This is a genomic window from Pseudaquabacterium terrae (assembly GCF_013266755.1).
Lineage (GTDB): Bacteria > Pseudomonadota > Gammaproteobacteria > Burkholderiales > Burkholderiaceae_C > Pseudaquabacterium > Pseudaquabacterium terrae.
Map to the genome: position 1 here is coordinate 719,633 of NZ_JABRWJ010000001.1, position 21,548 is coordinate 741,180.

At 70.2% G+C, this 21,548-nt stretch carries 27 protein-coding genes; 7 read left to right on the forward strand and 20 right to left on the reverse strand.

Annotated elements, in window-relative coordinates; translation table 11 throughout:
- Positions 1-29: 29 nt before the first annotated feature.
- Positions 30-458: a response regulator gene (locus tag HLB44_RS03225; RefSeq protein ID WP_173120526.1), complete on the forward strand. Its 429-nt coding sequence runs from the start codon at positions 30-32 to the stop codon at positions 456-458.
- Here HLB44_RS03225 and HLB44_RS03230 read toward each other — a convergent pair.
- The 3 genes from HLB44_RS03230 to HLB44_RS03240 all read right to left on the reverse strand — a co-directional run bounded on the left by HLB44_RS03230 (position 427) and on the right by HLB44_RS03240 (position 1,892).
- A complete protein-coding gene (locus HLB44_RS03230) occupies positions 427-816 on the reverse strand; it encodes a hypothetical protein (protein WP_173120528.1) in 390 nt (129 codons plus the stop codon). The genes HLB44_RS03225 and HLB44_RS03230 overlap by 32 nt on opposite strands.
- Before the next feature lie 32 nt (positions 817-848).
- The gene (locus tag HLB44_RS03235) at positions 849-1,334 is read right to left on the reverse strand and encodes a DCC1-like thiol-disulfide oxidoreductase family protein (protein ID WP_173120530.1); all 486 of its coding nucleotides are present in this window, start codon (positions 1,332-1,334) and stop codon (positions 849-851) included.
- 75 nt (positions 1,335-1,409) lie between these two features.
- A complete protein-coding gene (locus HLB44_RS03240) occupies positions 1,410-1,892 on the reverse strand; it encodes a GbsR/MarR family transcriptional regulator (RefSeq protein ID WP_246312070.1) in 483 nt (160 codons plus the stop codon).
- Positions 1,893-2,117: 225 nt separating this feature from the next.
- Here HLB44_RS03240 and HLB44_RS03245 point away from each other — a divergent pair, with 225 nt between their 5' ends.
- The 3 genes from HLB44_RS03245 to HLB44_RS03255 are packed head-to-tail and all read left to right on the forward strand — an operon-like array spanning position 2,118 to position 5,129.
- Positions 2,118-3,248 (forward strand): PQQ-dependent sugar dehydrogenase, encoded by a 1,131-nt coding sequence (locus HLB44_RS03245; RefSeq protein WP_173120534.1) that lies wholly within the window; start codon positions 2,118-2,120, stop codon positions 3,246-3,248.
- Positions 3,249-4,502 (forward strand): D-amino acid dehydrogenase, encoded by a 1,254-nt coding sequence (locus HLB44_RS03250; protein WP_173120536.1) that lies wholly within the window; start codon positions 3,249-3,251, stop codon positions 4,500-4,502.
- Between the two features lie 36 nt (positions 4,503-4,538).
- On the forward strand, positions 4,539-5,129 hold the full coding sequence (locus HLB44_RS03255) for an NUDIX domain-containing protein (RefSeq protein ID WP_173120538.1): 591 nt from the start codon (positions 4,539-4,541) through the stop codon (positions 5,127-5,129).
- A gap of 18 nt (positions 5,130-5,147) precedes the next feature.
- Here HLB44_RS03255 and HLB44_RS03260 read toward each other — a convergent pair whose 3' ends face one another.
- Entirely contained in the window at positions 5,148-5,423 is a 276-nt protein-coding gene (locus HLB44_RS03260) for a hypothetical protein (protein WP_173120540.1), read from the reverse strand.
- A 282-nt stretch (positions 5,424-5,705) separates the two neighbouring features.
- Complete coding sequence (locus tag HLB44_RS03265; RefSeq protein ID WP_173120542.1) at positions 5,706-5,906, reverse strand: hypothetical protein; 201 nt, start codon at positions 5,904-5,906, stop codon at positions 5,706-5,708.
- Positions 5,907-6,079: 173 nt separating this feature from the next.
- On the opposite strand from HLB44_RS03265, the gene HLB44_RS03270 reads away from it, so the two are divergent.
- Positions 6,080-7,183 carry an NAD(P)/FAD-dependent oxidoreductase gene (locus HLB44_RS03270; protein ID WP_173120544.1) on the forward strand — a complete coding sequence of 368 codons (1,104 nt, stop codon included), beginning with the start codon at positions 6,080-6,082 and terminating at the stop codon, positions 7,181-7,183.
- Here HLB44_RS03270 and HLB44_RS03275 read toward each other — a convergent pair.
- Positions 7,169-7,801, reverse strand: a complete 633-nt coding sequence (locus HLB44_RS03275) for a LysE/ArgO family amino acid transporter (protein WP_173120546.1) — start codon at positions 7,799-7,801, stop codon at positions 7,169-7,171. The two genes, HLB44_RS03270 and HLB44_RS03275, sit on opposite strands and share 15 nt — an antisense overlap.
- A 107-nt stretch (positions 7,802-7,908) precedes the next feature.
- On the opposite strand from HLB44_RS03275, the gene HLB44_RS03280 reads away from it, so the two are divergent.
- On the forward strand, positions 7,909-8,364 hold the full coding sequence (locus HLB44_RS03280; protein ID WP_173120548.1) for an Lrp/AsnC family transcriptional regulator: 456 nt from the start codon (positions 7,909-7,911) through the stop codon (positions 8,362-8,364).
- Here the strand turns inward: HLB44_RS03280 and HLB44_RS03285 are convergent.
- The 8 genes from HLB44_RS03285 to HLB44_RS03320 all read right to left on the reverse strand — a co-directional run bounded on the left by HLB44_RS03285 (position 8,361) and on the right by HLB44_RS03320 (position 14,028).
- The gene (locus HLB44_RS03285; protein WP_173120550.1) at positions 8,361-8,813 is read right to left on the reverse strand and encodes a response regulator; all 453 of its coding nucleotides are present in this window, start codon (positions 8,811-8,813) and stop codon (positions 8,361-8,363) included. The two genes, HLB44_RS03280 and HLB44_RS03285, sit on opposite strands and share 4 nt — an antisense overlap.
- Before the next feature lie 105 nt (positions 8,814-8,918).
- A complete protein-coding gene (gene aroQ, locus HLB44_RS03290) occupies positions 8,919-9,377 on the reverse strand; it encodes a type II 3-dehydroquinate dehydratase (protein WP_173120552.1) in 459 nt (152 codons plus the stop codon).
- A gap of 90 nt (positions 9,378-9,467) precedes the next feature.
- On the reverse strand, positions 9,468-9,623 hold the full coding sequence (locus HLB44_RS03295) for a hypothetical protein (RefSeq protein ID WP_173120555.1): 156 nt from the start codon (positions 9,621-9,623) through the stop codon (positions 9,468-9,470).
- Positions 9,624-9,747: 124 nt separating this feature from the next.
- On the reverse strand, positions 9,748-11,454 hold the full coding sequence (locus HLB44_RS03300; protein WP_246312020.1) for an MFS transporter: 1,707 nt from the start codon (positions 11,452-11,454) through the stop codon (positions 9,748-9,750).
- A gap of 264 nt (positions 11,455-11,718) precedes the next feature.
- Positions 11,719-12,363 (reverse strand): DsbA family protein, encoded by a 645-nt coding sequence (locus tag HLB44_RS03305; RefSeq protein WP_173120557.1) that lies wholly within the window; start codon positions 12,361-12,363, stop codon positions 11,719-11,721.
- Positions 12,360-12,542 carry a DUF1289 domain-containing protein gene (locus HLB44_RS37015; protein WP_246312072.1) on the reverse strand — a complete coding sequence of 61 codons (183 nt, stop codon included), beginning with the start codon at positions 12,540-12,542 and terminating at the stop codon, positions 12,360-12,362. Before HLB44_RS37015 ends, HLB44_RS03305 begins: the two co-directional genes overlap by 4 nt.
- 44 nt (positions 12,543-12,586) lie before the next feature.
- The gene (locus tag HLB44_RS03315; RefSeq protein ID WP_173120559.1) at positions 12,587-13,078 is read right to left on the reverse strand and encodes a YbaK/EbsC family protein; all 492 of its coding nucleotides are present in this window, start codon (positions 13,076-13,078) and stop codon (positions 12,587-12,589) included.
- Entirely contained in the window at positions 13,075-14,028 is a 954-nt protein-coding gene (locus tag HLB44_RS03320; RefSeq protein WP_173120560.1) for a hydroxymethylglutaryl-CoA lyase, read from the reverse strand. The genes HLB44_RS03315 and HLB44_RS03320 overlap by 4 nt, the downstream gene beginning before the upstream one ends.
- Positions 14,029-14,213: 185 nt before the next feature.
- Here HLB44_RS03320 and HLB44_RS03325 point away from each other — a divergent pair, with 185 nt between their 5' ends.
- Complete coding sequence (locus tag HLB44_RS03325) at positions 14,214-14,597, forward strand: hypothetical protein (protein WP_173120561.1); 384 nt, start codon at positions 14,214-14,216, stop codon at positions 14,595-14,597.
- A 16-nt stretch (positions 14,598-14,613) separates the two neighbouring features.
- Here the strand turns inward: HLB44_RS03325 and HLB44_RS03330 are convergent, their stop codons facing one another.
- Genes HLB44_RS03330 through HLB44_RS03355 form a run of 6 tightly spaced genes read right to left on the reverse strand, consistent with a single transcriptional unit; the run spans position 14,614 to position 21,541 of the window.
- Positions 14,614-16,641 (reverse strand): acetyl/propionyl/methylcrotonyl-CoA carboxylase subunit alpha, encoded by a 2,028-nt coding sequence (locus tag HLB44_RS03330; RefSeq protein ID WP_173120562.1) that lies wholly within the window; start codon positions 16,639-16,641, stop codon positions 14,614-14,616.
- Between the two features lie 19 nt (positions 16,642-16,660).
- Positions 16,661-17,284, reverse strand: a complete 624-nt coding sequence (locus HLB44_RS03335) for a DUF4126 domain-containing protein (protein WP_173120563.1) — start codon at positions 17,282-17,284, stop codon at positions 16,661-16,663.
- A gap of 9 nt (positions 17,285-17,293) precedes the next feature.
- Positions 17,294-18,079: an enoyl-CoA hydratase/isomerase family protein gene (locus HLB44_RS03340; protein WP_173120564.1), complete on the reverse strand. Its 786-nt coding sequence runs from the start codon at positions 18,077-18,079 to the stop codon at positions 17,294-17,296.
- Positions 18,080-18,089: 10 nt separating this feature from the next.
- Positions 18,090-18,965, reverse strand: coding sequence for an alpha/beta hydrolase family protein (locus HLB44_RS03345; protein ID WP_343051214.1), 876 nt, complete (start codon positions 18,963-18,965; stop codon positions 18,090-18,092).
- On the reverse strand, positions 18,962-19,909 hold the full coding sequence (locus HLB44_RS03350) for a GNAT family N-acetyltransferase (protein WP_173120567.1): 948 nt from the start codon (positions 19,907-19,909) through the stop codon (positions 18,962-18,964). The genes HLB44_RS03345 and HLB44_RS03350 overlap by 4 nt, the downstream gene beginning before the upstream one ends.
- Positions 19,910-19,918: 9 nt before the next feature.
- Positions 19,919-21,541: a carboxyl transferase domain-containing protein gene (locus tag HLB44_RS03355; RefSeq protein ID WP_173120569.1), complete on the reverse strand. Its 1,623-nt coding sequence runs from the start codon at positions 21,539-21,541 to the stop codon at positions 19,919-19,921.
- Between the last annotated feature and the right edge of the window lie 7 nt (positions 21,542-21,548).

Genomic DNA, 21,548 nt, shown 5'->3' on the forward strand with positions numbered 1-21,548 from the left:
AAGCCGCCGAACGCGCTGCCGCCGCCCCGGTGGCGCCGAAGCGCACGCTCGCGCCGAGCGAGACCCTGGTGATGGTCGCCGACGATTCGAAGGTCGTGCGCGTCAAGACCAGCCGGGCGCTCGCCAAGCACCAGTACCAGGTCACGCTGGCCGAGGATGGCATGGCCGCGGTGCGCCTCTTTGGCGACGCGCTGCCGCACGTGCTGATCACCGACGTCGAGATGCCCGGGATGGACGGGTTCGAGCTGACCCGCCATGTGCGCAGCAACCCGCGCACCGCCCACATCCCGATCATCATGATCACCTCGTCCGACGAGAAGCACCGCAACGACGCGTTCGAAGCCGGCGTCAGCGTGCTGATGGGCAAGCCCTACGAAGAAGACGCGTTGATCGCCGAGATCCAGGCCGCGCTGTCGCGCGCGCCGGTCAGTGCGCCGGCGCTGGCGCTCGACGACTGAAGCCGGCATCGGCCTTCAGCGCCCAATGCGTCCAGAGGCCGCCGAGCAGGTCCACCACGCCGAAGAGCACCAGCATCGGAGGGCCCAGGCCGAGCACGACGAAGGTCGTGAACAGCACGAAGACGGCGCAGCGCGTGTACACGGTGGCCACCAGGAACGGCCTGAGCCGGTATCGGCCCCCGACCCAGGCGAAGACGCCGATCATGAACGCGGTGACGCCGACGACGCGGAACCAGACGTCGGTGGTCGTCGGCATCTGAAGCGCCGACAGCACCCCGTTCGGGGCCACGATCACCAGGCCACCGATCAAGAACAGGTAGACGGCGAATACCTGGGCGCTGAGCGCAGAGCGGGACATGTCTTGCCTTTCGCGTGGGAGGTTGATAGCGGTCAAAGGACGCGGCCTGCCGGCGCTGCCGGGGGCGCGCCACGCTCGCATGCGTCGTCGCGGCAGCGCGACCGCCGCGCCGCATGGTGCGCGGCCAGACTCGACACGTAGGGCGCGATCCGATGCAGCCCCAGGCTCGACAGCGCGTGGCGGTGGCGCACGACCCACGGATAGAAGCGCTCGGTGAAGCGGCGCGACAGCGGATGCGTCCACGCGGTGGCGATCGCGTCGAGCCCGAGCGTGCCGTACAGCAGCCCGAAGGCGTCGACGCCGATGTGCCAGGCGCCCGCCGGCTCGCGCACGTGCAGGGCTTCGAGCATCGCCGCGCGGGTGATGCCGTCGGCACGATAGGGCGTGTCGTCGAAGTCCGGCGCCGAGCAGTCGATCAGCTCGATCCAGTCGTCGTGGTCCAGCGCCTTCAGGCTGTGCATCTCCGCGGCGCAGAGCCGGCATGAGGCGTCGTAGAACACCTGCAGTCGATCGGTCACAATTTCTCCTTCCGAAATTTCTGTCAAGAGAGAAGCAAGTGGACGGACGAGTGCCTTGTGATGTGCTCGCAGCCTTTACTCGCCCTTGCCTCGAACGAGCGCCTGGATGCGCGCGCCGAGCTTCATGATCTTCATCAGCGTCTCGGGCGGCATGCGCAGCATCTCGTCGCCCCAGGACGACAGCGTTTCCATCAGCGTCAGCGTCTGCGCGATGCGCTGGCGGCTCGCCGCCGGTTCGAGCGCGATGTCGGGATGCGCCAGGCACTCGCGCAGCACCCCCGCGGTGGGGTCGAATTCACGCGCCTTGCGCTCGCGCACCACGGTGCGGAACAGCTCCCAGACATCGCCCTGCGCCTCGAAGTGGTCGCGCCGGTCGCCGAGCAGGTGGACGACGCGCACCAGCCCCCAGCTCTGCAGCTCCTTCAGGCTGTTGCTGACGTTCGAACGCGCGACGACCAGCGTCTCGACGATCTCGTCGGCATGCATCGGCCGCGCGGCGATGAACAGCAGCGCGTGGATCTGGCCGACCGTGCGGTTGACGCCCCAGCGTGAACCCATCTCGCCCCAGTGCAGCACGAAGCGCTGCGACACCGGCGTGAGCCGCGACGGCGGCGCAGCGGGCGGCTCGGGCGCCGGCGCGGGGGGTGGCAGTGCGCCGGTGACGTCCTCGTTGGCCATGGCGGCGATCGTAGGCTTTCCATAATTTCTGTCAAGACAGAAATTGATGCTGATGCGAGGCGTTGCGACTATCCTGGCCGGCCGTCTTGCTGCCGAGTCCTTTCCATGCTGGCCTTCGTTCGCCGCCGGGTCCTTGCCCTCGCCGTCCCGCTGCTGATGGGCAGCGCCGCGGCGCTCGCCGCCGACTTGCCGCTGCAGAAGATCGAGCTGCCGCCCGGCTTCTCGATCGAGCTGCTGGCGCGGGTGCCGAACGCGCGCCAGATGGCGCTCGGCGAACGCTCCGGCGGCGGCCACGTGCTCTATGTCGGTTCGATGGGCGAAGGCAAGGTGCATGCGCTGGAGCTCGATGCGCAGGGCCGCGCCGGCAAGCTGCACGTCGTCGCCAGCGGGCTGAAGATGCCGGTGGGCGTCGCGCTGCGCGACGGTGCGCTCTACATCAGCGCGGTCAGCCGCATCCTGCGGCTCGACGACATCGCGCGGCGCCTGGCCGACCCGCCGGCGCCGAAGGTGGTGCGCGATGACCTGCCGAGCGAAACGCACCACGGCTGGAAGTTCATCGGCTTCGGTCCCGACGGCTGGCTCTACGTGCCGGTCGGTGCGCCATGCAACATCTGCGAGTCCGACCCCGACCGCTACGCGACGATCCTGCGCATGCAGCCCGACGGCTCGAAGCTCGAGACCTTCGCGCGCGGCGTGCGCAATAGCGTCGGCTTCGACTGGCATCCGGCAACACGCGAGCTGTGGTTCAGCGAAAACGGCCGCGACATGCTCGGCGACGAGGTGCCGCCCGACGAGCTGAACCATGCACCGCGCGCCGGCATGCACTTCGGCTACCCGTACTGCCATGGCGGCGCGCTGCCCGATCCGCAGTTCGGCGCCAAGCGGCCGTGCAGCGATTTCACGCCGCCGGCGCAGCCGCTGGGCCCGCACGTCGCGGCGCTCGGCCTGCGCTTCTACACCGGCACGCAGTTCCCCGAGGCCTGGCGCGGCCAGATCTTCATTGCCGAGCACGGTTCATGGAACCGCAGCAAGCGCATCGGCTACCGCATCACCAGCGTGCGGCTCGAGGGCAACCGCGCGGTCGCCTACACGCCATTCGCCACCGGCTGGTTGCAAGGCGAATCGCCGTGGGGCCGGCCGGCCGACGTGCTGGTGGCGCCGGACGGTTCGCTGCTGGTCTCGGACGACCACGCCGATGCGATCTATCGCATCCGCCACACCCGGCCGGCGCGCTGAATGAAGATCCTGATCCTCGGCAGCGGCGTCATCGGCAGCACCGCGGCCTGGTACCTGGCGCGCGCCGGCCACGAGGTCGAGGTGCTCGAGCGCCGGGCCGGTCCCGCGCTCGAGACCAGCTTCGCCAACGCCGGCGAAGTCTCGCCCGGCTATTCCGCGCCGTGGGCCGGCCCCGGCGTGCCGGTCAAGGCGATCAAGTGGCTGCTGATGCAGCACAGCCCGCTGGTCATCAAGCCGATGCTCGACCCGGCGATGTGGCGCTGGGGCATCTCGATGCTGCGCAATTGCACCGAGGCACGTTACCGGATCAACAAGGCGCGCATGGTGCGGCTGGCCGAGTACAGCCGCGATTGCCTGATCGCCCTGCGCGCCGAGACCGGCATCCGCTACGACGAGCGCATGCAAGGCACGCTGCAGCTGTTTCGCACGCAGGCGCAGCTCGACGGCACCGCGAAGGACGTCGAGATCCTGAAGCAATACGGCGTGCCTTATCAACTGCTCGACCGCAGCGGCTACCTGAAGTACGAGCCGGCGCTCGAATCGCAGCAGCACAAGTTCGTCGGCGCGCTGCGGCTGCCGGGCGACGAGACCGGCGACTGCTTCCTGTTCAGCACTGCGATCGCGCAGCTGGCCCAGCAGGCCGGCGCGCGCTTTCGCTTCGGCGTCGACGTGCAGTCGCTGACGCGTCAAGGCAGCGTCATCGACGCGGTGCAGACGAACACCGGCGCGGTGCGCGCCGACCGCGTGCTGGTCGCGCTCGGCAGCTACTCGACGCCGCTGTTGAAGCCATTGGGCTTGCGGCTGCCGGTCTACCCGGTCAAGGGTTTCTCGATCACCGTGCCGATCACCGATGCCGCGCAGGCGCCGGAGTCGACGATCATGGACGAGACGCACAAGGTCGCGGTGACGCGGCTGGGCGACCGCATCCGCGTCGGCGGCACCGCGCAGCTGTCGGGCTACGACCTGGAGCTCAATCCACGCCGGCGCGAGACGCTGGAGTTCGTCGTCGGCGACCTGTTCCCGCACGGCGGCGACATCGCCCAGGCCAGCTTCTGGACCGGGCTGCGGCCGATGACCCCCGACGGCACGCCGCTGGTCGGGCCGACGCCGATCCAGAACCTGTGGCTCGCGACCGGCCACGGCACGCTCGGCTGGACCATGGCCGCCGGCACCGGCGCGCTGCTGGCCGACTGGATGTCCGACCGCCGGCCGGCGATCGACACCGAGGGGCTGACGCTGGCGCGCTACGATTGAGCGCCGCGCCTTTCAAGCGCTAGGAAGGATTCACGGATGAGTGTGCAGGACCGCGTGCGCGTGAAGGACGTCCGCTTGCTGTCGGACAACTGGTACACGCTGAAGACGACGACCTTCGACTGGCGCCGCAGCGACGGCCGCTGGCAGGAGTGCAAACGGGAAACCTACGACCGCGGCAACGGCGCAGTGCTGCTGCTGTACAACCGCGCGCGGCGCACGGTGATCCTGACGCGGCAGTTCCGCTACCCGGCCTACGTCAACGGCCACGACGGCCTGCTGATCGAGGCCCCGGCGGGGCTGCTCGACGACGCGTCGCCGGAGGAGTGCATCCGCGCCGAGGCGCAGCAGGAAGTGGGCTTTCACGTGCGCACGCCGCGCAAGGTGTTCGAGGCCTTCATGAGCCCGGGCTCGGTGACCGAGCGGCTGCACTTCTTCGTCGCCGAATACGATCCGGCGGACCGCACCGGCTCGGGCGGCGGGCTCGAGGAGGAAGGCGAGGACATCGAGGTGCTGGAGCTCGGCGTCGACGCGGCGCTGGCGATGGTCGAGCGCGGCGAAATCTGCGATGCGAAGACGATCATGCTGCTGCAGCACGCGGCGCTGTTTCTGCTGCCAACGCCGCGCTGATCTTCGGGCGCTGCCTCATCAGGTCCGCGGCGCGCGCTTAGCCGTCACGAACACCTGCTGCGGCGCGCGCTGACCCATCACCGTCACGCGTTGCGGCGCGGGATGGCCGACCACCATCACGCGCTGCGGCGCGGGTTCGGCCTGCGCCAGCGCCAACGCCTCCTCGGCGGTGGCCCGCTCGGTCTCGGCGAGCACGCCGATGCCGGCCAGCACCATCAGCGTCATCATGGTCGCGGCGCCGAGTGCGGCGAGGCGTTCTCGAAGGCTGGTCTGCGGGGCTTGCGGGTGGTTCATCATCGGCTCCTGGGTCTTGGCTGCTATCACTTGGGATGGTGAGACTGTAGGCAGCGCCCTCGCCTGCCGCCACCGGTTTGCGACGAGCCGTCGTGCAACGGGGTCGAAGTGCAGCGGCAGCCACTTCAAGCGCGCGCGCCCTGCGCGGTTGCGTCTTGTCGGTCACCGTCTTGACGCGTCTTTTGAACGCTATTGGCCTGCGACGCCGCCTGCAAATGGCCGGCCCCAAAAGCAACGAGCCCCGCATCGCGGGGCTCGTTCGCTCGAGGTCGTACGGCGTGATCAGGACTGCGTGCTGCGCTTGCCGACGATCACCACCACCTGCTGCGCAGGCTGCGCCTCGGCTTGCGCCATCAGTGCGTCGGCATGCCGGTGGTCGGCGATCTGGGAGATGCCACCGAGCACCGCCAGCGTCATCACCGCGGCAACGCCGAACGAGGCGGCTTGTTGGCGCAGGGTGGTGGACAGGTTCAGGCGGGTCATGGTGCGGCTCCTAGGGGTGGGGATCTGTTGCGATGGTTGGACTGTAGGCATCGCCCGCCCTGCCTGCATCCGGATTGCGACGAGCCGCGGCCGGCGCGTGACGAGCTGCAGCCGAAACGCGACGAGCTGCGAGCGATCGGCGATCAAACGCGCCCCGCTACGATCGGCGCCACATGGAACGCGTGCACAGCATCGTCATCGGCGCCGGCGTGGTCGGGCTCGCCGTCGCGCGGACGCTGGCGCGCTCGGGCCGCGAGGTCGTGATCCTCGAAGCCGAGGAGCGCTTCGGCAGCGTGACCAGCGCGCGCAACAGCGAAGTGATTCACGCCGGGCTGTACTACCCGCCGGGCTCGGCGCGCGCGCGCCTGTGCGTGCGCGGCAAGGCCTTGTTGTATGACTTCTGCGCCCGCCACCAGGTCGGCCACCGGCGCTGCGGCAAGCTGATCGTCGCCGCATCGGCCGACGAGTTGCCGGCGCTGCGCACGCTGCAGGCGCAGGCCGCCGCCTGCGGCGTGCACGACCTGCAATGGCTGGATGCCGCCGCCGCGCGGGCGCTGGAGCCGGCGCTGCAATGCGAAGGGGCGCTGCTGTCGCCGTCGACCGGCATCGTCGACAGCCACGCACTGATGCGGGCGCTGCTGGGCGACGCTGAAAGCCACGGCGCGATGCTCGCCCTGCGCTCGCCGGTGCTGCGCGGCGAGCTCAGCGCCGACGGGCTGGTTCTGGAGGTCGGTGGCGAAACGCCGACGACGCTGCTCGCGCGCGAAGTGGTCAACAGCGCGGGCCTGCAGGCGCCGGCGCTGGCCCGCGCCTTCGCCGGGCTCGACGGGCACCACGTTCCGCGCGCGCACTTCGCGAAGGGCTGCTACTTCACCCTCGCCGGCCGCTCACCGTTCTCGCGCCTGGTCTATCCCGCGCCGGGCGCCGCCGGCCACCTAGGCGTGCACCTGACGCTCGACCTCGGCGGCCAGGCGCGCTTCGGCCCGAGCTTTCGCTGGGTCGACCAGATCAACTACACGGTCGACGAGGCCGAGGCCGAGGGCTTCTACGCCGCCGTGCGCCGCTACTGGCCGGCGCTGCCCGACGGCGCGCTGCGGCCGGGTTATGCCGGCGTGCGGCCGAAGATCAGCGGTCCGGGCGAGCCGGCGGCCGACTTCCGGCTCGACGGGCCGGCCCGGCACGGCGTGCCGGGGCTGGTCAACCTGTTCGGCATCGAATCGCCCGGCCTGACCTCGGCGCTGGCGATCGCCGATGAGGTGATGTCATTGCTCGCCTAGCAGCAGCGCGCCCCATTGCCACAGCGCGAAGGCGGCCAGCAGCAGCGCCGAGCCCTGATTGATCCGACGACGCCAGCGGCGGTCGAAGCGCTCGCGCAGGCGGCCGACCGCCGCCGCCAGGAACAGCCACCACAGCGCCGAGCCGATCAGCACGCCGGCGATCATCGGCCACGGCGAGGCGATCGCCAGCCGCCCCGCCAGCGCGCCGAACACGGCGATGAAGGACAGGATCGTCGCCGGGTTCGACAAGGTCAGCACGAAGGTGCCGGCAAAGCAGCGCAGCAGGTCGCGGCCACTGCCGGCGTCGGCGGCGCGCTCGGCGATCGGCGTGCGCCAGATCGACCAGGCCAGCCACAGCAGGAAGGCGCCGCCACCGACCGCGAACCACGTTCGAGCGCCCGTCAGCCAGGCGATCACCGCGCTGACACCGAACGCGCCGATCGCGCCGTAGACCGCATCGGCGACCGCAGCGCCGAGCCCGGTCGCCAGCCCCGCTGCCGGCCCGGATGCCAGCGTGCGCTGGATCGTCAGCAGCCCGATCGGCCCGACCGGCGCGGCGATGGACAGGCCGATCAGCAGCGATTGAGCGAACAGCAGCAGCATCGGGTCGGTCGTCATGCCCGGCATTGTCCGAAGGCGCCGGGCCGGCCGGCCAGTGCGGATTTCCGGCGATGATCACGCGGCGCCGTCGGATTTGCGGCGCCGCCCCCGATCCGCCGGAATCCATGGCCGACGCTGCTCCCCTGATCGACGACAAGGCCTGGCGCCTGCTCAGCGCGCTGCAGGCCGATGGCCGCCAGCCGCTGAAGGCACTGGCCGCGGCGGCCGGGCTGTCGATCGCCGCCACCGCGGAGCGTCTGAAGCGACTGCAGGACGCCGGCATCGTGCGCGGCGTGCATGCCGAGCTGGATGCCGCGGCGCTCGGCTGGGGCGTGCGGGCGATCGTCGGCATCACCGTGCTGCAGCCGCAGAAGAAGCCGCTGCTGGCCAAGCTGCGCGCGAGGCCCGAGGTGATCGAGTGCCACCACGTGACCGGTGCCGACTCCTATCTGATGAGCGTGGTCGCGCGCGACCTGCCGGACCTGGAGCGCTTCCTCGCGGCGATCAACGGCTGGGGCGAAACGCGCACGTCGATCGTGCTGTCGACGCCGATCGAGCGGCGGGCGCTCGGCCGACCCTAGCGCTGCGGCAGCCGCCGCGCCGGATCAGGGCGGCGGCCGGTCAGCGCACGCCGCAACCCGGCTTCGAACAGCTTCACGTCGAGCGGCTTGACCCAGTATTCATAGGCCCCGAGGCTCATCGCCTTGATGATGTCCATCGACAGGTTGTCGCCGGTCAGGATGGTCACGCGCAGGCCGCGGTTGGCGATCTCGACGTTGAGCTGGCGCACCACTTCCAGGCCGGACATGTCCGGCAGGTGCATGTCCAGCAGCACGAAGTCAGGTTGCTCGCTGCAGGCGAGCCGCACTCCGTCGGCGCCGGTGCCGGCATGGATCATCCGCACGCCGGGGTGGCGCTGGGCCAGGATGCCTTCGACGAGCGCGACGTTCAGCGGCTCGTCCTCCACGTACAGCAGCGTGCCTTGCAGGGCTGTCGACACTTCTTCCACGCGCGGGTCGGAACTGACCATGATGCGAACCCCCTTGAGATGCTCCGTCGTGACGGGCTCTGTGGCCGCTCACGCCTCGCAGCATAGGCCCCCTGGCGGGATTGGCAAGCGCAGCGGAGCCTTCGGTTACGAACGCGAACTTGCGGTCTTGCGCAGCAACCCGTCGATTGCAAGCACGTAACCGTCGACTCCGAATCCGACGACGATGCCCGCCGCCACCGGCGACAGCCAGGAGTGGTGGCGAAAGCTCTCGCGCGCATGCACGTTGGAGATGTGGACCTCGATCACCGGCACGCCGGCGCCCTTGATCGCGTCGTGCAGCGCGATCGACGTGTGGGTGTAGGCGCCGGCATTGAAGACAACGCCGGCCAGGCGGCCTTCGCGGTGGGCGACGCCGGCCTCGTGGATCCAGTCGATCAGCTGGCCCTCGTGGTTCGACTGCCGGCAGTCGACGCTCGCGCCGCGCGCCGCGCCGGCCTCGCGGCACAGCGCCTCGACATCGGCCAGCGTCGTCGCGCCATAGACCGACGGCTCGCGCGTGCCGAGCAGATTCAGGTTGGGGCCGTTGAGGACCAGGACATTCATGCGGCGTTCCCGAAGGCATGTGCAATCGGGCGATGGTACCGAAGCGCTGCAGCCGTCCTGCGGGCCGCAACGTCGGGCTTCAGGCGCGCGTCAGTGCGACGCTGCCGACGCCCCCGGCTTGGCCGGCTCGGCGTGGGTCTCGACGCCGTGCTTCTCGCCGCCCAGGTCGATGTCGCCGCCGGCCTTCTTCAGCACGACGAGCGCGACGGCAGCAAAGATCACGAAGCCCAAGAGCAGTTTCCACATGGTGTCAGGTCCGGTTCGGTTGAGTCTGGGTAGCGTGCGGGTCCATCGTAGCGGGCCCGCACGCCACCCGACGAGGGTGGCGCAAAGATCGGCGGGCGCCTTCAGGCGCCCGCCGGACTCAGCTTCAGTCCTTGGCGTAGATGTCGACGTCCTTCGTTTCCTTGACGAAGAGCAGGCCGATCACGAAGCAGACCGCGGCGATCACGATCGGGTACCACAGGCCGTGGTACATGTTGCCGTTGGCCGCCACCATCGCGAAGGTGACCGAGGGCAGCAGGCCGCCGAACCAGCCGTTGCCGATGTGGTACGGCAGGCTCATCGAGGTGTAGCGGATGCGGGTCGGGAACAGCTCGACCAGCATCGCGGCGATCGGGCCGTAGACCATCGTCACGTAGATCACCAGCACGGTGAGGATCGCGACGATCGACCACCACTGGCCACCCATGAAGTCGATCGGCTTGGCCTTCGGCGGGTAGCCGGCGGCCTTCAGCGATTCGGCGACGTCCTTCTTGAACGCGCCGATCGCCTTGGCCGAGGCCTCGTCGAACTTGTGGCCCCCGGCCATCGTCTGCGCGGTCGGCGGCGACAGTTCCTTCTCGCCGATCTTGATGACGGTCGGCGAGCCGGCCGGCAGCGCCACGTTCTCGTAGCTGGCCGACGATTGCGTCAGCGCGCGCTTGGCGATGTCGCAGGCCGAGGTGAAGTCGACTTCACGGGCGATCGGGCTGCCCTGGAACGAGCAGGTCTTCGGGTCGGCTTGCACGGTGATCTGCGCGGCGGCCTGGGCCTTCGCGAGCTCCGGGTTCGCCGCGCCGGTCAGCGCCTTGAACAGCGGGAAGTAGGTCAGCACCGCCAGCAGCAGGCCGGCCAGGATGATCGGCTTGCGGCCGATCTTGTCCGACAGCGTGCCGAAGACGACGAAGAACGGCGTGCCGATGATCAGCGAGACGGCGACCAGCACGTTGGCGGTGGCCGGATCGACCTTCAGCACCGAGGCCAGGAAGAACAGCGCGTAGAACTGGCCCGTGTACCAGACCACGCCCTGGCCCATCACCAGGCCGAACAGCGCCAGCAGCACGATCTTCAGGTTCTTCCACTGGCCGAAGGATTCGGACAGCGGCGCCTTCGAGACCTTGCCCTCTTCCTTCATCTTCTTGAAGGCGGGCGACTCGTTCATCGACAGGCGGATCCAGACGCTGACGGCCAGCAGCAGGATCGAGACGATGAACGGAATGCGCCAGCCCCACTCGCCGAAGGCGGCGTCACCCATCCAGGTGCGCACGCCCAGGATCACCATCAGCGACAGGAACAGGCCCAGCGTCGCGGTGGTCTGGATCCACGCGGTGTAGGCGCCGCGCTTGCCGTGCGGCGCGTGCTCGGCGACGTAGGTCGCGGCACCGCCGTATTCACCGCCGAGCGCCAGGCCCTGCAGGATGCGCAAGCCGACGAGGATGATCGGCGCGGCGACGCCGATCGATGCGTAGCCGGGCAGGATGCCGACGATGAACGTCGCCAGGCCCATGATCAGGATCGTGACCAGGAAGGTGTACTTGCGGCCGATCATGTCGCCCAGGCGACCGAAGACCAGCGCACCGAACGGACGCACGATGAAGCCGGCGGCAAAGGCCAGCAGCGAGGCGATGAACTGCGCGGTCGGGTCGAGCGCGGCGAAGAAGTGCTTGCCGATGAAGACGGCGAGCGAACCGTAGAGGTAGAAGTCGTACCACTCGAACACGGTGCCGAGCGAGGAGGCGAAGATGACCTTCTTCTCCTCGCGGGTCATCGGGGCGTTCTTCGCCGCCGCGACCTGGTGGGTGCCTGCAAGGGCCATGGTGGGTGTCTCCTGTGAAGCGCGCGACCGACCGGCAGCGCATGGGTCGGCACGATGCGCGTGCGCTCTGACCTTGCTCTGACGCGGAGCCAACAGCGGCTGACGCGAGCCCAACAATTGCTGACAAACCTGGGAGCAACCCGCAGCTCTTGTTTCGCGATGTGGGAATCGAGGCCTTCCGGGGCGATTCGGCCCCGATGGCACAAGCCTGGGACAAACCCTTGGGAGCGCCGCAGCACGCGGCGCAGTGGCCGGCGCGAGCGCCTAACGCGCGCGCTGCACGCCCAGCGGCTGCTGGCCGGCCTCGTCCCAGGCCGGCCCGTCGAACCACGGGTCGCGCTGCAATGCGGCGCGCAGCATCGGCAGCGCGTCCTGGCCCCAGAACTGGCGGCCCTCGGCCTCCAGCGTCGGCACGCCGAAGATGCCGCGGGCGACCGCCTCGTCGGTCGCCGCGCGCAGTGCGTTCTTCACCTCGTCGGAGGCCGGGTCGCGCTGCGGCGCGACGGCGGCCGTCAGCGCGGCGAGCGCGACCGGGTCGTTCGGATCGGCGCCGCCCGCGCACCAGGCGTGGCGGAACAGCAGCTCGACGGTGCGCCGGTTCGGCCGGCCGTCAGCGCTGGCCGCGAGCGCCAGCCGCTGCAGCGCCAGCGGGTTGAACGGATGCGGCCGCGGCAGCTCGAGCGGCGTGCCCTGCGCGTGCGCGAGCCAGGCGATCTGGCGGTAGGTCCAGGCGCGCTTCGGCGCAACCTCGGCCGGCCCCTTCTGGCCCCAGGACTTCAGGAGCCCGGCAAACAGCAGCGGCCGGTACTCGACGACGTAACTGCTGCCTTCGAGCGCCTGCGGCAGGCGATCGAAAGCCAGCCAGGCATAGGGCGAGACCACGTCGAACCAGAAGGTGATCGGCGTCATGGCGTCTCGCCGGGTGCGGCCTGCAGGGCGGCGGCGGCACGCAGCACGCGCCATTGGCGGCGCCGCTTCGGCAGCAGGGCCAGCACCTCGCGCTTCAGCTGGTCGTTCAGTGCCCCCCAGGCGGCGATCTCGTCGATCGTGCGCAGGCAGCCTTCGCACCAGCCGGTGCCGGCGTTCATCCGGCAGACGTTGATGCAGGGGCTCTTGATCGTGGAGTCAGGCGTCACACCACCACCACGTCGGCGACCGGCGCGCCGGTCAGGGCCACCAGCTCGTCGGGCGCCAGCCGGAACACGCCGTTCGGATGCCCGGCCGCGGCCCAGATCTCGCCGAAGCGAAAGAGCTCGCGGTCGACCAGCACCACCGGCGGATTGACATGCCCGACCGGCGCGACACCGCCGATCGAAAAACCGGTGCGCGCCTTGACGAAGTCCGCGTCCGCGCGGCCGATCGCGCCGACCTGCGCCGCCACCTTCTTCTCGTCGACGCGCCGGTCGCCCGAGGCCACCACCAGCACCGCCGTCTCGTCCGCGCGGCGCTTGAAGATCACGCTCTTGGCGATCTGGCCGACCTCGACCTTCAATGCGTCCGCCGCTTCGGCGCAGGTTCTTGCCGAGACCTCGAGCCACAGCGGCGCATGCGGATGGCCGCGCTCGCTCAGCACCTGTGCGACGCGGCGAAAGCCTTCCGGTCGTTCGTCTCCACCGAGGCTCATGCATTCACTCCCGGCGCACCAGCGCCATCGAAGACCTTGCCACTCTTGATCAACAGCGCCTTGCCGGCCCGCGACACCGGTGGCCGGCCGAGCCGGGCGGAAATGAAGCCGCCCGCCTCGACCAGCTTCGAGAGGTCGATGCCGGTCTCGATGCCCATCCCATCGAGCATGAAGACGATGTCCTCGGTCGCCACGTTGCCGGTCGCGCCCTTGGCATACGGGCAGCCGCCGAGGCCGGCGACGCTGGCGTCGAACACGTGCACGCCGACCTCGAGGCTGGCGTAGATGTTCGCCAGGGCCTGGCCATAGGTGTCGTGGAAGTGCCCGCTCACCTCGGCGAGCGGGAAGTGCTTCAGCGCCCGCTCGAGCACCGCCTGCACGCGGCGCGGCGTGCCGACGCCGATGGTGTCGGCGATGCCGCAGTGCTGCACGCCGATGTCCTTCATCAGACGGACCACGTGCTCGACCTCGTCGGGCGTCACCTCGCCCTGGTACGGGCAGCCCAGCGCGCAGGAGATCGCCGAGCGCACCTTCAGCCCGGCTTCGCGCGCCGCGGCGACCACCGGCGCGAAGCGCTCGATGCTCTCTTCGATCGAGCAGTTGATGTTGCGCTGGCTGAAGGCCTGGCTGGCGGCGCCGAAGACGACGATCTCGTCCGGGCGCGTCGCTACACCGCCGGCCAGCGCGGCCTGCAGGCCGACCATGTTCGGCACCAGCACCGAATGGCGCACACCGGGCGGCCGGGCGATCGCGGCCATCACCGCGGCGTTATCGGCCATCTGCGGCACCCACTTCGGGCTGACGTAGCTGGTGACCTCGATCTCGCGCAGGCCGGCCGCCTGCAGCCGGCCGACCAACTCGACCTTGTCGGCGGTGGCGACCGGCTGCTTTTCGTTCTGCAGCCCGTCGCGCGGACCGACATCGACCAGGGTGACTCGGGTGGGGAACATCTCGACTGCTTTCAAGCGTGTCGCGGGTGCGACTTTCAATTTGGGAACTAGATCACAGGGATCGGCGAGCTAGTTACACGAGCTTTCAAAATGGGCGCCTGCAGCTTCCGGATAAGGGGGTGGCGGATCGGGCGAGGGCCGGGAGAATCCCGCCCACGTCGCCGCCCGCCACCGAAAGCCGTCTCGTGTCGCACAGCCCCAGTCCCCTGCAGATCGCCACCAAGATCCATTTCTACCTGATGCGGGAGCTGGGCCGGGGCATCGACGTCGAACAGATGCTCCAGCATCCCCGGTATGCGCGTGACGTGCTGCTGGTCTGCGATGCCTGCGCCGGCACCGAGCTGGCCGACCTGGCGAGCCAGTACCGGCGCGTGCGGGCGCTGTACGACAGCCTGGAGGCCTCGCGGCCGAGTGCGGCGCCCGGCCGCGCGGCGCAGCCGACCGAGTGGGCCAAGGACACCACCGGCTTCGGCCTGTCGCGGCCGCTCGAGGACGACGCCGACCCTCGGCCCCACGGGCCGGCATCGGCCGGGGTCCGCCAGTGGTTGACTCGCTGGCGCCAACGCTGAAGTCACCGCGCAGGCCTCATGCCTGCAAACGCAGCAGCTCGCCACCTTCGGCCACCTGGTCGCCGACCGCATAGAGCAGCTCGGCGACGACGCCGTCGCGCGGCGCCGTCAGCGTGTGCTCCATCTTCATCGCTTCCATCACCGCGACGGGTTGGCCCTTGGCGACGGTGTCGCCGGCCTTCGTGAGGAACGCGACGACCTTGCCCGGCATCGGCGCCGTCAACCGGCCGGCCTCGGCGCCGGACTCGCCGGCATGGGCGATGGCGTCGATCTCGTGCACCACCGCGCTGCCTTCGGCCGCGAAGATCGCGACCCGTTCGCCGTGCACGTGCACCGACAGCTTCAGCCGGTGCAGGCCGAGCGTCACATCGTGCTCGCCCCCGCCCATCGGTCGCGCCGAGAAGGCCCAGGCGCGTTCATCGCCGACCTCCAGCCGCAGCGCGCCGTCGTGCAGCCGCGCCAAGGCCACCTCGTGGTGCTCGCCGGCGTGCTCGATGTCGAAGTGCCGCCGCGCACCGCCGTGCAGGCGCCAGCCGTCGCGGCGTGACCAGGGGTCATCACCCGACAGCGCCACCTCGTCGGCCAGCGCATGGGCGACGACGCCGGCGGCAACGACCTCCAGCGCCAGCGGTGGCTGGTCGAGCAGCACCGCACGCTCCCGCTCGATCAGCGCGGTGTCGAGATCGGCGGTGGCGAAGGACGGCGAGCGCACGACGCGGCGCAGGAAGGCCACGTTGGTGTGCAGGCCGACGATCTGCGTCTCTTCGAGCGCCGCATCGAGCCGCGCCAGCGCCTGCGCGCGGTTCTCGCCCCAGACGATCAGCTTGGCGATCATCGAGTCGTAGTACGGGCTGATCGCGTCGCCTTCACGCACGCCGGCATCGACGCGCACCGGCGCCGAGCGGTGGAAAGGCTCGGCATCGGCATTGCGGCGGAAGGCCACGTGCTCGGGCCAGCGCAGCACGTCCATCGTGCCGGTGGCCGGCAGGAAGCCGGCATCGGGGTTCTCGGCGCAGATGCGGGCCTCGATCGCATGGCCGGCGATCTGCAGCTCGTGCTGCGCCTTCGGCAAGGGCTGGCCGGCGGCGACGCGCAGCTGCCACTCGACCAGGTCGAGCCCGGTCACCGCCTCGGTCACCGGATGCTCGACCTGCAGCCGCGTGTTCATCTCCATGAAATAGAAGCGCAGGTCGCCGTCGTTGACTTCCTCGGCGATGAACTCCACCGTGCCGGCACCGACATAACCCACGGCCTGAGCGGCCGCAACGGCCGCCGCGCCCATCTCGGCACGGCGCGCTTCGCTCATGCCCGGCGCCGGCGCTTCCTCCAGCACCTTCTGGTGGCGGCGCTGCACGGAGCAGTCGCGCTCGAACAGGTAGACGCACTGGCCCTGCATGTCGGCGAAAACCTGGATCTCGATGTGGCGCGGCCGCGTGACATAACGCTCGACCAGCACGTGGTCGTCGCCGAAGCTGGCCTTGGCCTCGCGCTGGCACGAGGCCAGCGCGGCGATGAAGTCCTCGGGCTTGTCGACGCGGCGCATGCCCTTGCCGCCGCCGCCGGCGCTGGCCTTGATCAGCACCGGGTAGCCGATGCGCTCAGCCTGGCCGGCCAGGTAGTCCGGGTCGTTGTTGTCGCCGTGGTAACCCGGCACCAGCGGCACGCCGGCCTTCTCCATCAGCGACTTGGCGGCCGACTTGCTGCCCATCGCGGCGATCGCCGACGGCGGCGGACCGATGAAGGCGATGCCGGCCTCGGCGCAGTCGCGCGCGAAGTCCTCGTTCTCCGACAGGAAGCCGTAACCCGGGTGCACGGCTTGCGCGCCGGTGGCTTGCGCGGCTTCGAGGATGCGCTCGGCGCGCAGGTAGCTGTCGCGCGGGGCCGGGCCGCCGATGGCCACCGCCTCGTCGCAGGCGGCGACGTGCTGCGCATTCGCATCGGCTTCGGAATACACCGCGACGGTGCGGATGCCGAGCCGTCGCGCCGTCGCCGCCACGCGGCACGCGATCTCGCCGCGGTTGGCAATCAGGATCTTGTTGAACATGTCTTGGTCTCCACCACCGTCACGCCGCCGCCGCGCCGGCGCCGAAGCGCTGGCGCAGCGTGCGGATCAATCGAATCAGGAATTTCATCAGCAGCCAGGTCAGCGCCACCATCACGACCAGCGCCAGCGCGAGGCAGGCGAAGAAGACGATCGGATGCTCGACCGCCAGCCACAACATCACCGGCACTGCGGCATCGCCGAGCAGCGACAGCGCGATGTTCGAGAACGGCTCGGGCGAGGTGTTGGCCGCCGCGCGCGTCGTCGTCTTCGCGACGTGGCTGGTCGCGGCCAGCGTGCCGCCGAGCAGCGCGGCGACCGTCGCCCAGGCCGCGTGGTCGCCGCCGAACACTGCCGCGGCCAGGGCCGCGCCGGCGGGGATGCGGATCACCGTGTGCACCGCGTCCCACATCGAATCGAGCGCCGGGATCTTGTCGGCAAGGAACTCGATCACCAGCATCAGCCCGGACGCGCCGAGCACGACCGGATGCTCGAGGACCTTCAGCCCCGCCGGCAGCGGCAGCCAGCCGAGCCAGCCGGCCAGGCCGGTGAGGAACACCACTGCGTACAGGCGCAGGCCGCTGGCCCAGCCCAGCGCCGCGGCGAGCGCGACGAGGTGGGTGGTGTCCAACGTATCGAGCGTCATCGCCGTGCCTCAGGCGGGCTTCCACGCCGGGTCGCGCTTGGCGAGGAAGGACTGCACGCCCTCCTTGCCTTCGTCGCTGGCGCGGATGTCGGCGATGCGGCGTGCGGTCTCGGCGCGCAGCGTGTCATCGATCGGCGCGCCCGCCAGGTCCTGCACCAGCCGCTTGCTGGCCTTCACCGCCTGCGGCCCGTTGGCCGCCAGCGTGGTGACCACCGTCTCGACCTGGTCGTCCAGCGCTTCGAGCTGCGCCACCACGTGCACGAAGCCGATGCGCAGCGCCTCTTCGGCATTGAAGCGCTCGGCGGTGATGAAGTAGCGCCGCGCCGCCTGCTCGCCCATCGCGCGCACGACGTACGGGCCGATCGTCGCCGGCAGCAGGCCGAGCCGTGCTTCGCTCAGGCAGAAGGTCGCGCGCTCGGCGGCCAGCAGCACGTCGCAGCAGGCGGCGAGGCCGAGGCCACCGGCGAAGCAGTCGCCATGGATGCGGCCGACCACCGGCAGCGGGCAGCGGTAGATCGTCCACAGCATGTCGGCCAGCGCCTGCGCGTCGGCGCGGTTCTGCTCCCAGTCGTAGTCGGCCATCGCGCGCATCCAGTTCAGGTCGGCGCCGGCGCAGAACACCTTGCCGTGGCCGCCGAGCACGATGACGCGCAGGCTCGGGTCGGCGCCCAGCGTCTCGAACGTGGTCTTCAACTCGGCGATGACCTCGCTGTTGAAGGCATTGCGCACCTCCGGCCGGTTCAGGAAGACGCGGGCCACCGGGCCCTTGCGCGTGATGTCCAGGACGTCGCTCATTGCCGATCTCCTACTCGCGGATCTCGAAACCCTGCCTGCGCAGGAACGCGGCCACCACCGGCTGCCAGGCCTGCGGATAGGCCGTGAACAACATGTGGCCGTCGTTGCCGTGCGGCGGGAACTGCACGAATTCGCCCTGCCCGCCGGCGGCGCGGAAGGCCTCGAACCAGCGCCGCGGATGCGTGGCGCCGAAGTACAGGTCGTTCTCGGTGTAGACCCACAGCGTCGGCAGCCGCGCGGTCTCGCCGTAGCCCGCGAACAGACGCTCCAGCTGGTGCGGCATGCACGGCCGGCGCGGCGAGCCCTGCGGATTGCCGCCCCCGCCGCCGGCGAAGTTGATCGCCGCCACCATGCCGGCCGGCTGGCGTGCGGCCACCGCGATCGCCGTCGCGCCGCCGTAGGACTGGCCGGCGATCACCGCGCGCTCGGGCGCCACGTCGGGTCGCGCATGCATCGCCTTCAGCACCGCGAGCACCTGCTCGGCCGCGGCCGCGTAACCCGGCGGGTAGTTCTTGCGCTGACAGGCGCCGGTGTCCTCGACGTCCTCGCCGCCGGTGACGCCGTAGCCGATGCGCGTCGGCACCGCGACCGCGAAGCCCTGGCGCGCGAACCACGCCGACGCTTCCGGGTAGCGCGAGCGGCCGACGGCGGCCCGCCCGGACGGGCTGCCCGAACGGCCATGGTTGAGCACCAGCACCGGGCGCGGCGCGGGCGTCTCGTCATCGACGAACACGGTGACGACGATGGTCCGGCTGATCTGCTTGCGGTAGGCGTCGACCACGTCGACCGGCAGCTCGAACGACTCCTCGACCAGCGCGGCCTGCGCAGCGGGCAGCGCCGCGAGCGCGACGGCCGCCAGCAGCACCCGGCGCAGCCGGACGTTCACGCGCCGCCCTCGCGCCGATAGGCGCCGATCGCCTCGGCCGTGCGCCATGCGGGCGGCGCCTCGAACTGGCCCCAGGTCTCGTGCACGTCGACGATGCGGCCGGCGGCGAAGCGCCACAGCGAGTGCGCGAAGAAGCGCCCGTCGCCATGGTTGACCTGCACCAGCGAATGCACGCGGCCGTCGGCCATCGGCGTCACCTCGTGCACGTGGATCGCCCAGCCTTCGGGATAGATCGCGTTGACGCGGATGATCGCGTCGGCATCGTCGAGGTGCTCGCCGCTGGCGATCCAGTACAGGTGCGCGTCGTCGGCGAAGAGCGCTCGCGCGCCGGCCCAGTCGCGCGCCTCGAAGCTGGCCCACAGCGTGCGCACCAGCGCGGCGTGGTGCTCGGCATCGTCGTCGTGCGGCGCGACCGTCACGCCGGCCAGCGGCTTGACCATGATCACGCTGCGGTAGTGCTTGCCGTCGCGCTGCAGCTGCGCGACCTCGGCGAAGCCGGCGCGCCGGTAGCGCTCGCGCAGGTGCGTGGCCGGCATCGCGGTGTCGAGCGCGATCGCGTGGTGGCCGTGGGTGCGCGCCCAGTCCTCGCAGGCGGCCCTCAGCTTCGCACCGATGCCCAGGCCCTGACATTCCGGGTCGACCGCGTACTGCTGCACATGGGCGACGTCACGGCGGAAGAACCACGGCGACACGCGCGCAAAGCCTTGCCGGTTCGGGTCGAACATGCCGTTGACCGTGGCCGTGCCGACAAGCGCGCCGCCTTGCTCGGCAACGAAACACGGCCCGCGCTGCACCCGCTCGCGCGTGACCTCGACCGACTGGTCGACCGCGGTGAAGTTCATGCCGGCCGCGCCGAGCGGCGCATAGGCGCGGTGCAGCAGCGTGGTCAGCGCCTCGAGCGAATCGCTGTCGGCGAGCGGGCGGATGGTGGTGCTGGCAGTCATCGGCGCTGCCTACATCCGGAACACGCCGAACCGCGTCTGCGGAATCGGCGCGTTCAGGCTCGCCGACAGCCCCAGCGCCAGCACGCGTCGGGTGTCCGACGGATCGATGACGCCGTCGTCCCACAGCCGGGCGCTGGCGTAGTACGGGTGGCCCTGGCGCTCGTACTGCGCGCGGATCGGCGCCTTGAAGGCTTCTTCCTCGTCGGCGCTCCAGGCGCCGCCCTTGCCTTCGATGCCGTCGCGCTTGACGGTGGCCAGCACGCTGGCCGCCTGTTCGCCGCCCATCACGCTGATGCGCGCGTTCGGCCACATCCACAGGAAGCGCGGCGAGTACGCGCGGCCGCACATGCCGTAGTTGCCGGCGCCGAAGCTGCCGCCGATGATGATCGTGAACTTGGGCACCGCGGCGCAGGCCACCGCGGTCACCATCTTGGCGCCGGCGCGGGCGATGCCCTCGTTCTCGTACTTGCGGCCGACCATGAAGCCGGTGATGTTCTGCAGGAACACCAGCGGCACCTTGCGCTGGCAGCACAGCTCGATGAAGTGGGCGCCCTTGTTCGCGCTCTCGGCGAACAGGATGCCGTTGTTGGCGATGATGCCCACCGGCATGCCCTCGATGTGCGCGAAGCCGCAGACCAGCGTCGCGCCGTAGCGCGACTTGAACTCGTGGAACTCGCTGCCGTCGACCACGCGAGCGATGATCTCGCGCACGTCGAAGGGCTTGCGCGTATCGGTCGGCACGATGCCGAGCAGCTCCTCTGCCGCGTACTTCGGCGGACGCGGCGGCTGCACCGGCACCGGCATGTCCTTGCGCCAGTTCAGCTGGACGATCGCCTGCCGCGCCAGCGCCAGCGCATGCAGGTCGTTCTCGGCCAGGTGGTCGGCGACGCCCGACAGCCGGGTGTGCACGTCGCCGCCGCCGAGGTCTTCGGCGCTGACGACCTCGCCGGTGGCGGCCTTCACCAACGGCGGGCCGCCGAGAAAGATCGTGCCCTGGTTTTTGACGATGATGGTCTCGTCGCTCATCGCCGGCACGTAGGCGCCGCCGGCGGTGCACGAGCCCATCACGACGGCGATCTGCGGAATGCCCTGCCCCGACAGGTTGGCCTGGTTGTAGAAGATGCGGCCGAAGTGATCGCGGTCGGGGAACACGTCGTCCTGGTTCGGCAGGTTGGCGCCGCCGGAATCGACGAGGTAGATGCACGGCAGCCGGTTCGCTTCGGCGATCTCCTGCGCGCGCAGGTGCTTCTTGACGGTGATCGGGTAGTAGGTGCCACCCTTGACCGTCGCATCGTTGCAGACGATCAGGCATTCGACGCCGGCGACGCGCCCGATACCGGCGATCATGCCGGCGCAGGGCGCGGCGTCCGAGCCGTCCTTCTCCGGGTACATGCCGAAGGCGGCCAGCGGCGCGATCTCGAGGAAGGGCGTGTCCGGGTCGAGCAGGCGCTCGACGCGCTCACGCGGCAGCAGCTTGCCGCGCCCCAGGTGCTTGGCGCGCGCATCGGCGCCGCCGCCTTCGGCGATCTTCGCCAGCTTCGCGTTCAGGTCCTCGACCAGCGCGCGCATCGCCGCAGCATTGGTCTTCCACTCCTCGGAGCGCGGGTTCAGCTTGGCTTCGAGCACGGACATGGAGTCT

Bases quoted from the DNA above. Each gene is read 5' to 3' on its own strand.
- HLB44_RS03230 (WP_173120528.1), bottom strand. From the start codon at position 816: ATGTCCCGCTCTGCGCTCAGCGCCCAGGTATTCGCCGTCTACCTGTTC.
- HLB44_RS03240 (WP_246312070.1), bottom strand. From the start codon at position 1,892: ATGGGTTCACGCTGGGGCGTCAACCGCACGGTCGGCCAGATCCACGCG.
- HLB44_RS03245 (WP_173120534.1), top strand. From the start codon at position 2,118: ATGCTGGCCTTCGTTCGCCGCCGGGTCCTTGCCCTCGCCGTCCCGCTG.
- HLB44_RS03250 (WP_173120536.1), top strand. From the start codon at position 3,249: ATGAAGATCCTGATCCTCGGCAGCGGCGTCATCGGCAGCACCGCGGCC.
- HLB44_RS03255 (WP_173120538.1), top strand. From the start codon at position 4,539: ATGAGTGTGCAGGACCGCGTGCGCGTGAAGGACGTCCGCTTGCTGTCG.
- HLB44_RS03260 (WP_173120540.1), bottom strand. From the start codon at position 5,423: ATGAACCACCCGCAAGCCCCGCAGACCAGCCTTCGAGAACGCCTCGCC.
- HLB44_RS03265 (WP_173120542.1), bottom strand. From the start codon at position 5,906: ATGACCCGCCTGAACCTGTCCACCACCCTGCGCCAACAAGCCGCCTCG.
- HLB44_RS03270 (WP_173120544.1), top strand. From the start codon at position 6,080: ATGGAACGCGTGCACAGCATCGTCATCGGCGCCGGCGTGGTCGGGCTC.
- HLB44_RS03275 (WP_173120546.1), bottom strand. From the start codon at position 7,801: ATGACGACCGACCCGATGCTGCTGCTGTTCGCTCAATCGCTGCTGATC.
- HLB44_RS03280 (WP_173120548.1), top strand. From the start codon at position 7,909: ATGGCCGACGCTGCTCCCCTGATCGACGACAAGGCCTGGCGCCTGCTC.
- HLB44_RS03285 (WP_173120550.1), bottom strand. From the start codon at position 8,813: ATGGTCAGTTCCGACCCGCGCGTGGAAGAAGTGTCGACAGCCCTGCAA.
- aroQ (WP_173120552.1), bottom strand. From the start codon at position 9,377: ATGAATGTCCTGGTCCTCAACGGCCCCAACCTGAATCTGCTCGGCACG.
- HLB44_RS03295 (WP_173120555.1), bottom strand. From the start codon at position 9,623: ATGTGGAAACTGCTCTTGGGCTTCGTGATCTTTGCTGCCGTCGCGCTC.
- HLB44_RS03300 (WP_246312020.1), bottom strand. From the start codon at position 11,454: ATGGCCCTTGCAGGCACCCACCAGGTCGCGGCGGCGAAGAACGCCCCG.
- HLB44_RS03305 (WP_173120557.1), bottom strand. From the start codon at position 12,363: ATGACGCCGATCACCTTCTGGTTCGACGTGGTCTCGCCCTATGCCTGG.
- HLB44_RS37015 (WP_246312072.1), bottom strand. From the start codon at position 12,542: ATGAACGCCGGCACCGGCTGGTGCGAAGGCTGCCTGCGCACGATCGAC.
- HLB44_RS03315 (WP_173120559.1), bottom strand. From the start codon at position 13,078: ATGAGCCTCGGTGGAGACGAACGACCGGAAGGCTTTCGCCGCGTCGCA.
- HLB44_RS03320 (WP_173120560.1), bottom strand. From the start codon at position 14,028: ATGTTCCCCACCCGAGTCACCCTGGTCGATGTCGGTCCGCGCGACGGG.
- HLB44_RS03330 (WP_173120562.1), bottom strand. From the start codon at position 16,641: ATGTTCAACAAGATCCTGATTGCCAACCGCGGCGAGATCGCGTGCCGC.
- HLB44_RS03335 (WP_173120563.1), bottom strand. From the start codon at position 17,284: ATGACGCTCGATACGTTGGACACCACCCACCTCGTCGCGCTCGCCGCG.
- HLB44_RS03340 (WP_173120564.1), bottom strand. From the start codon at position 18,079: ATGAGCGACGTCCTGGACATCACGCGCAAGGGCCCGGTGGCCCGCGTC.
- HLB44_RS03350 (WP_173120567.1), bottom strand. From the start codon at position 19,909: ATGACTGCCAGCACCACCATCCGCCCGCTCGCCGACAGCGATTCGCTC.
- HLB44_RS03355 (WP_173120569.1), bottom strand. From the start codon at position 21,541: ATGTCCGTGCTCGAAGCCAAGCTGAACCCGCGCTCCGAGGAGTGGAAG.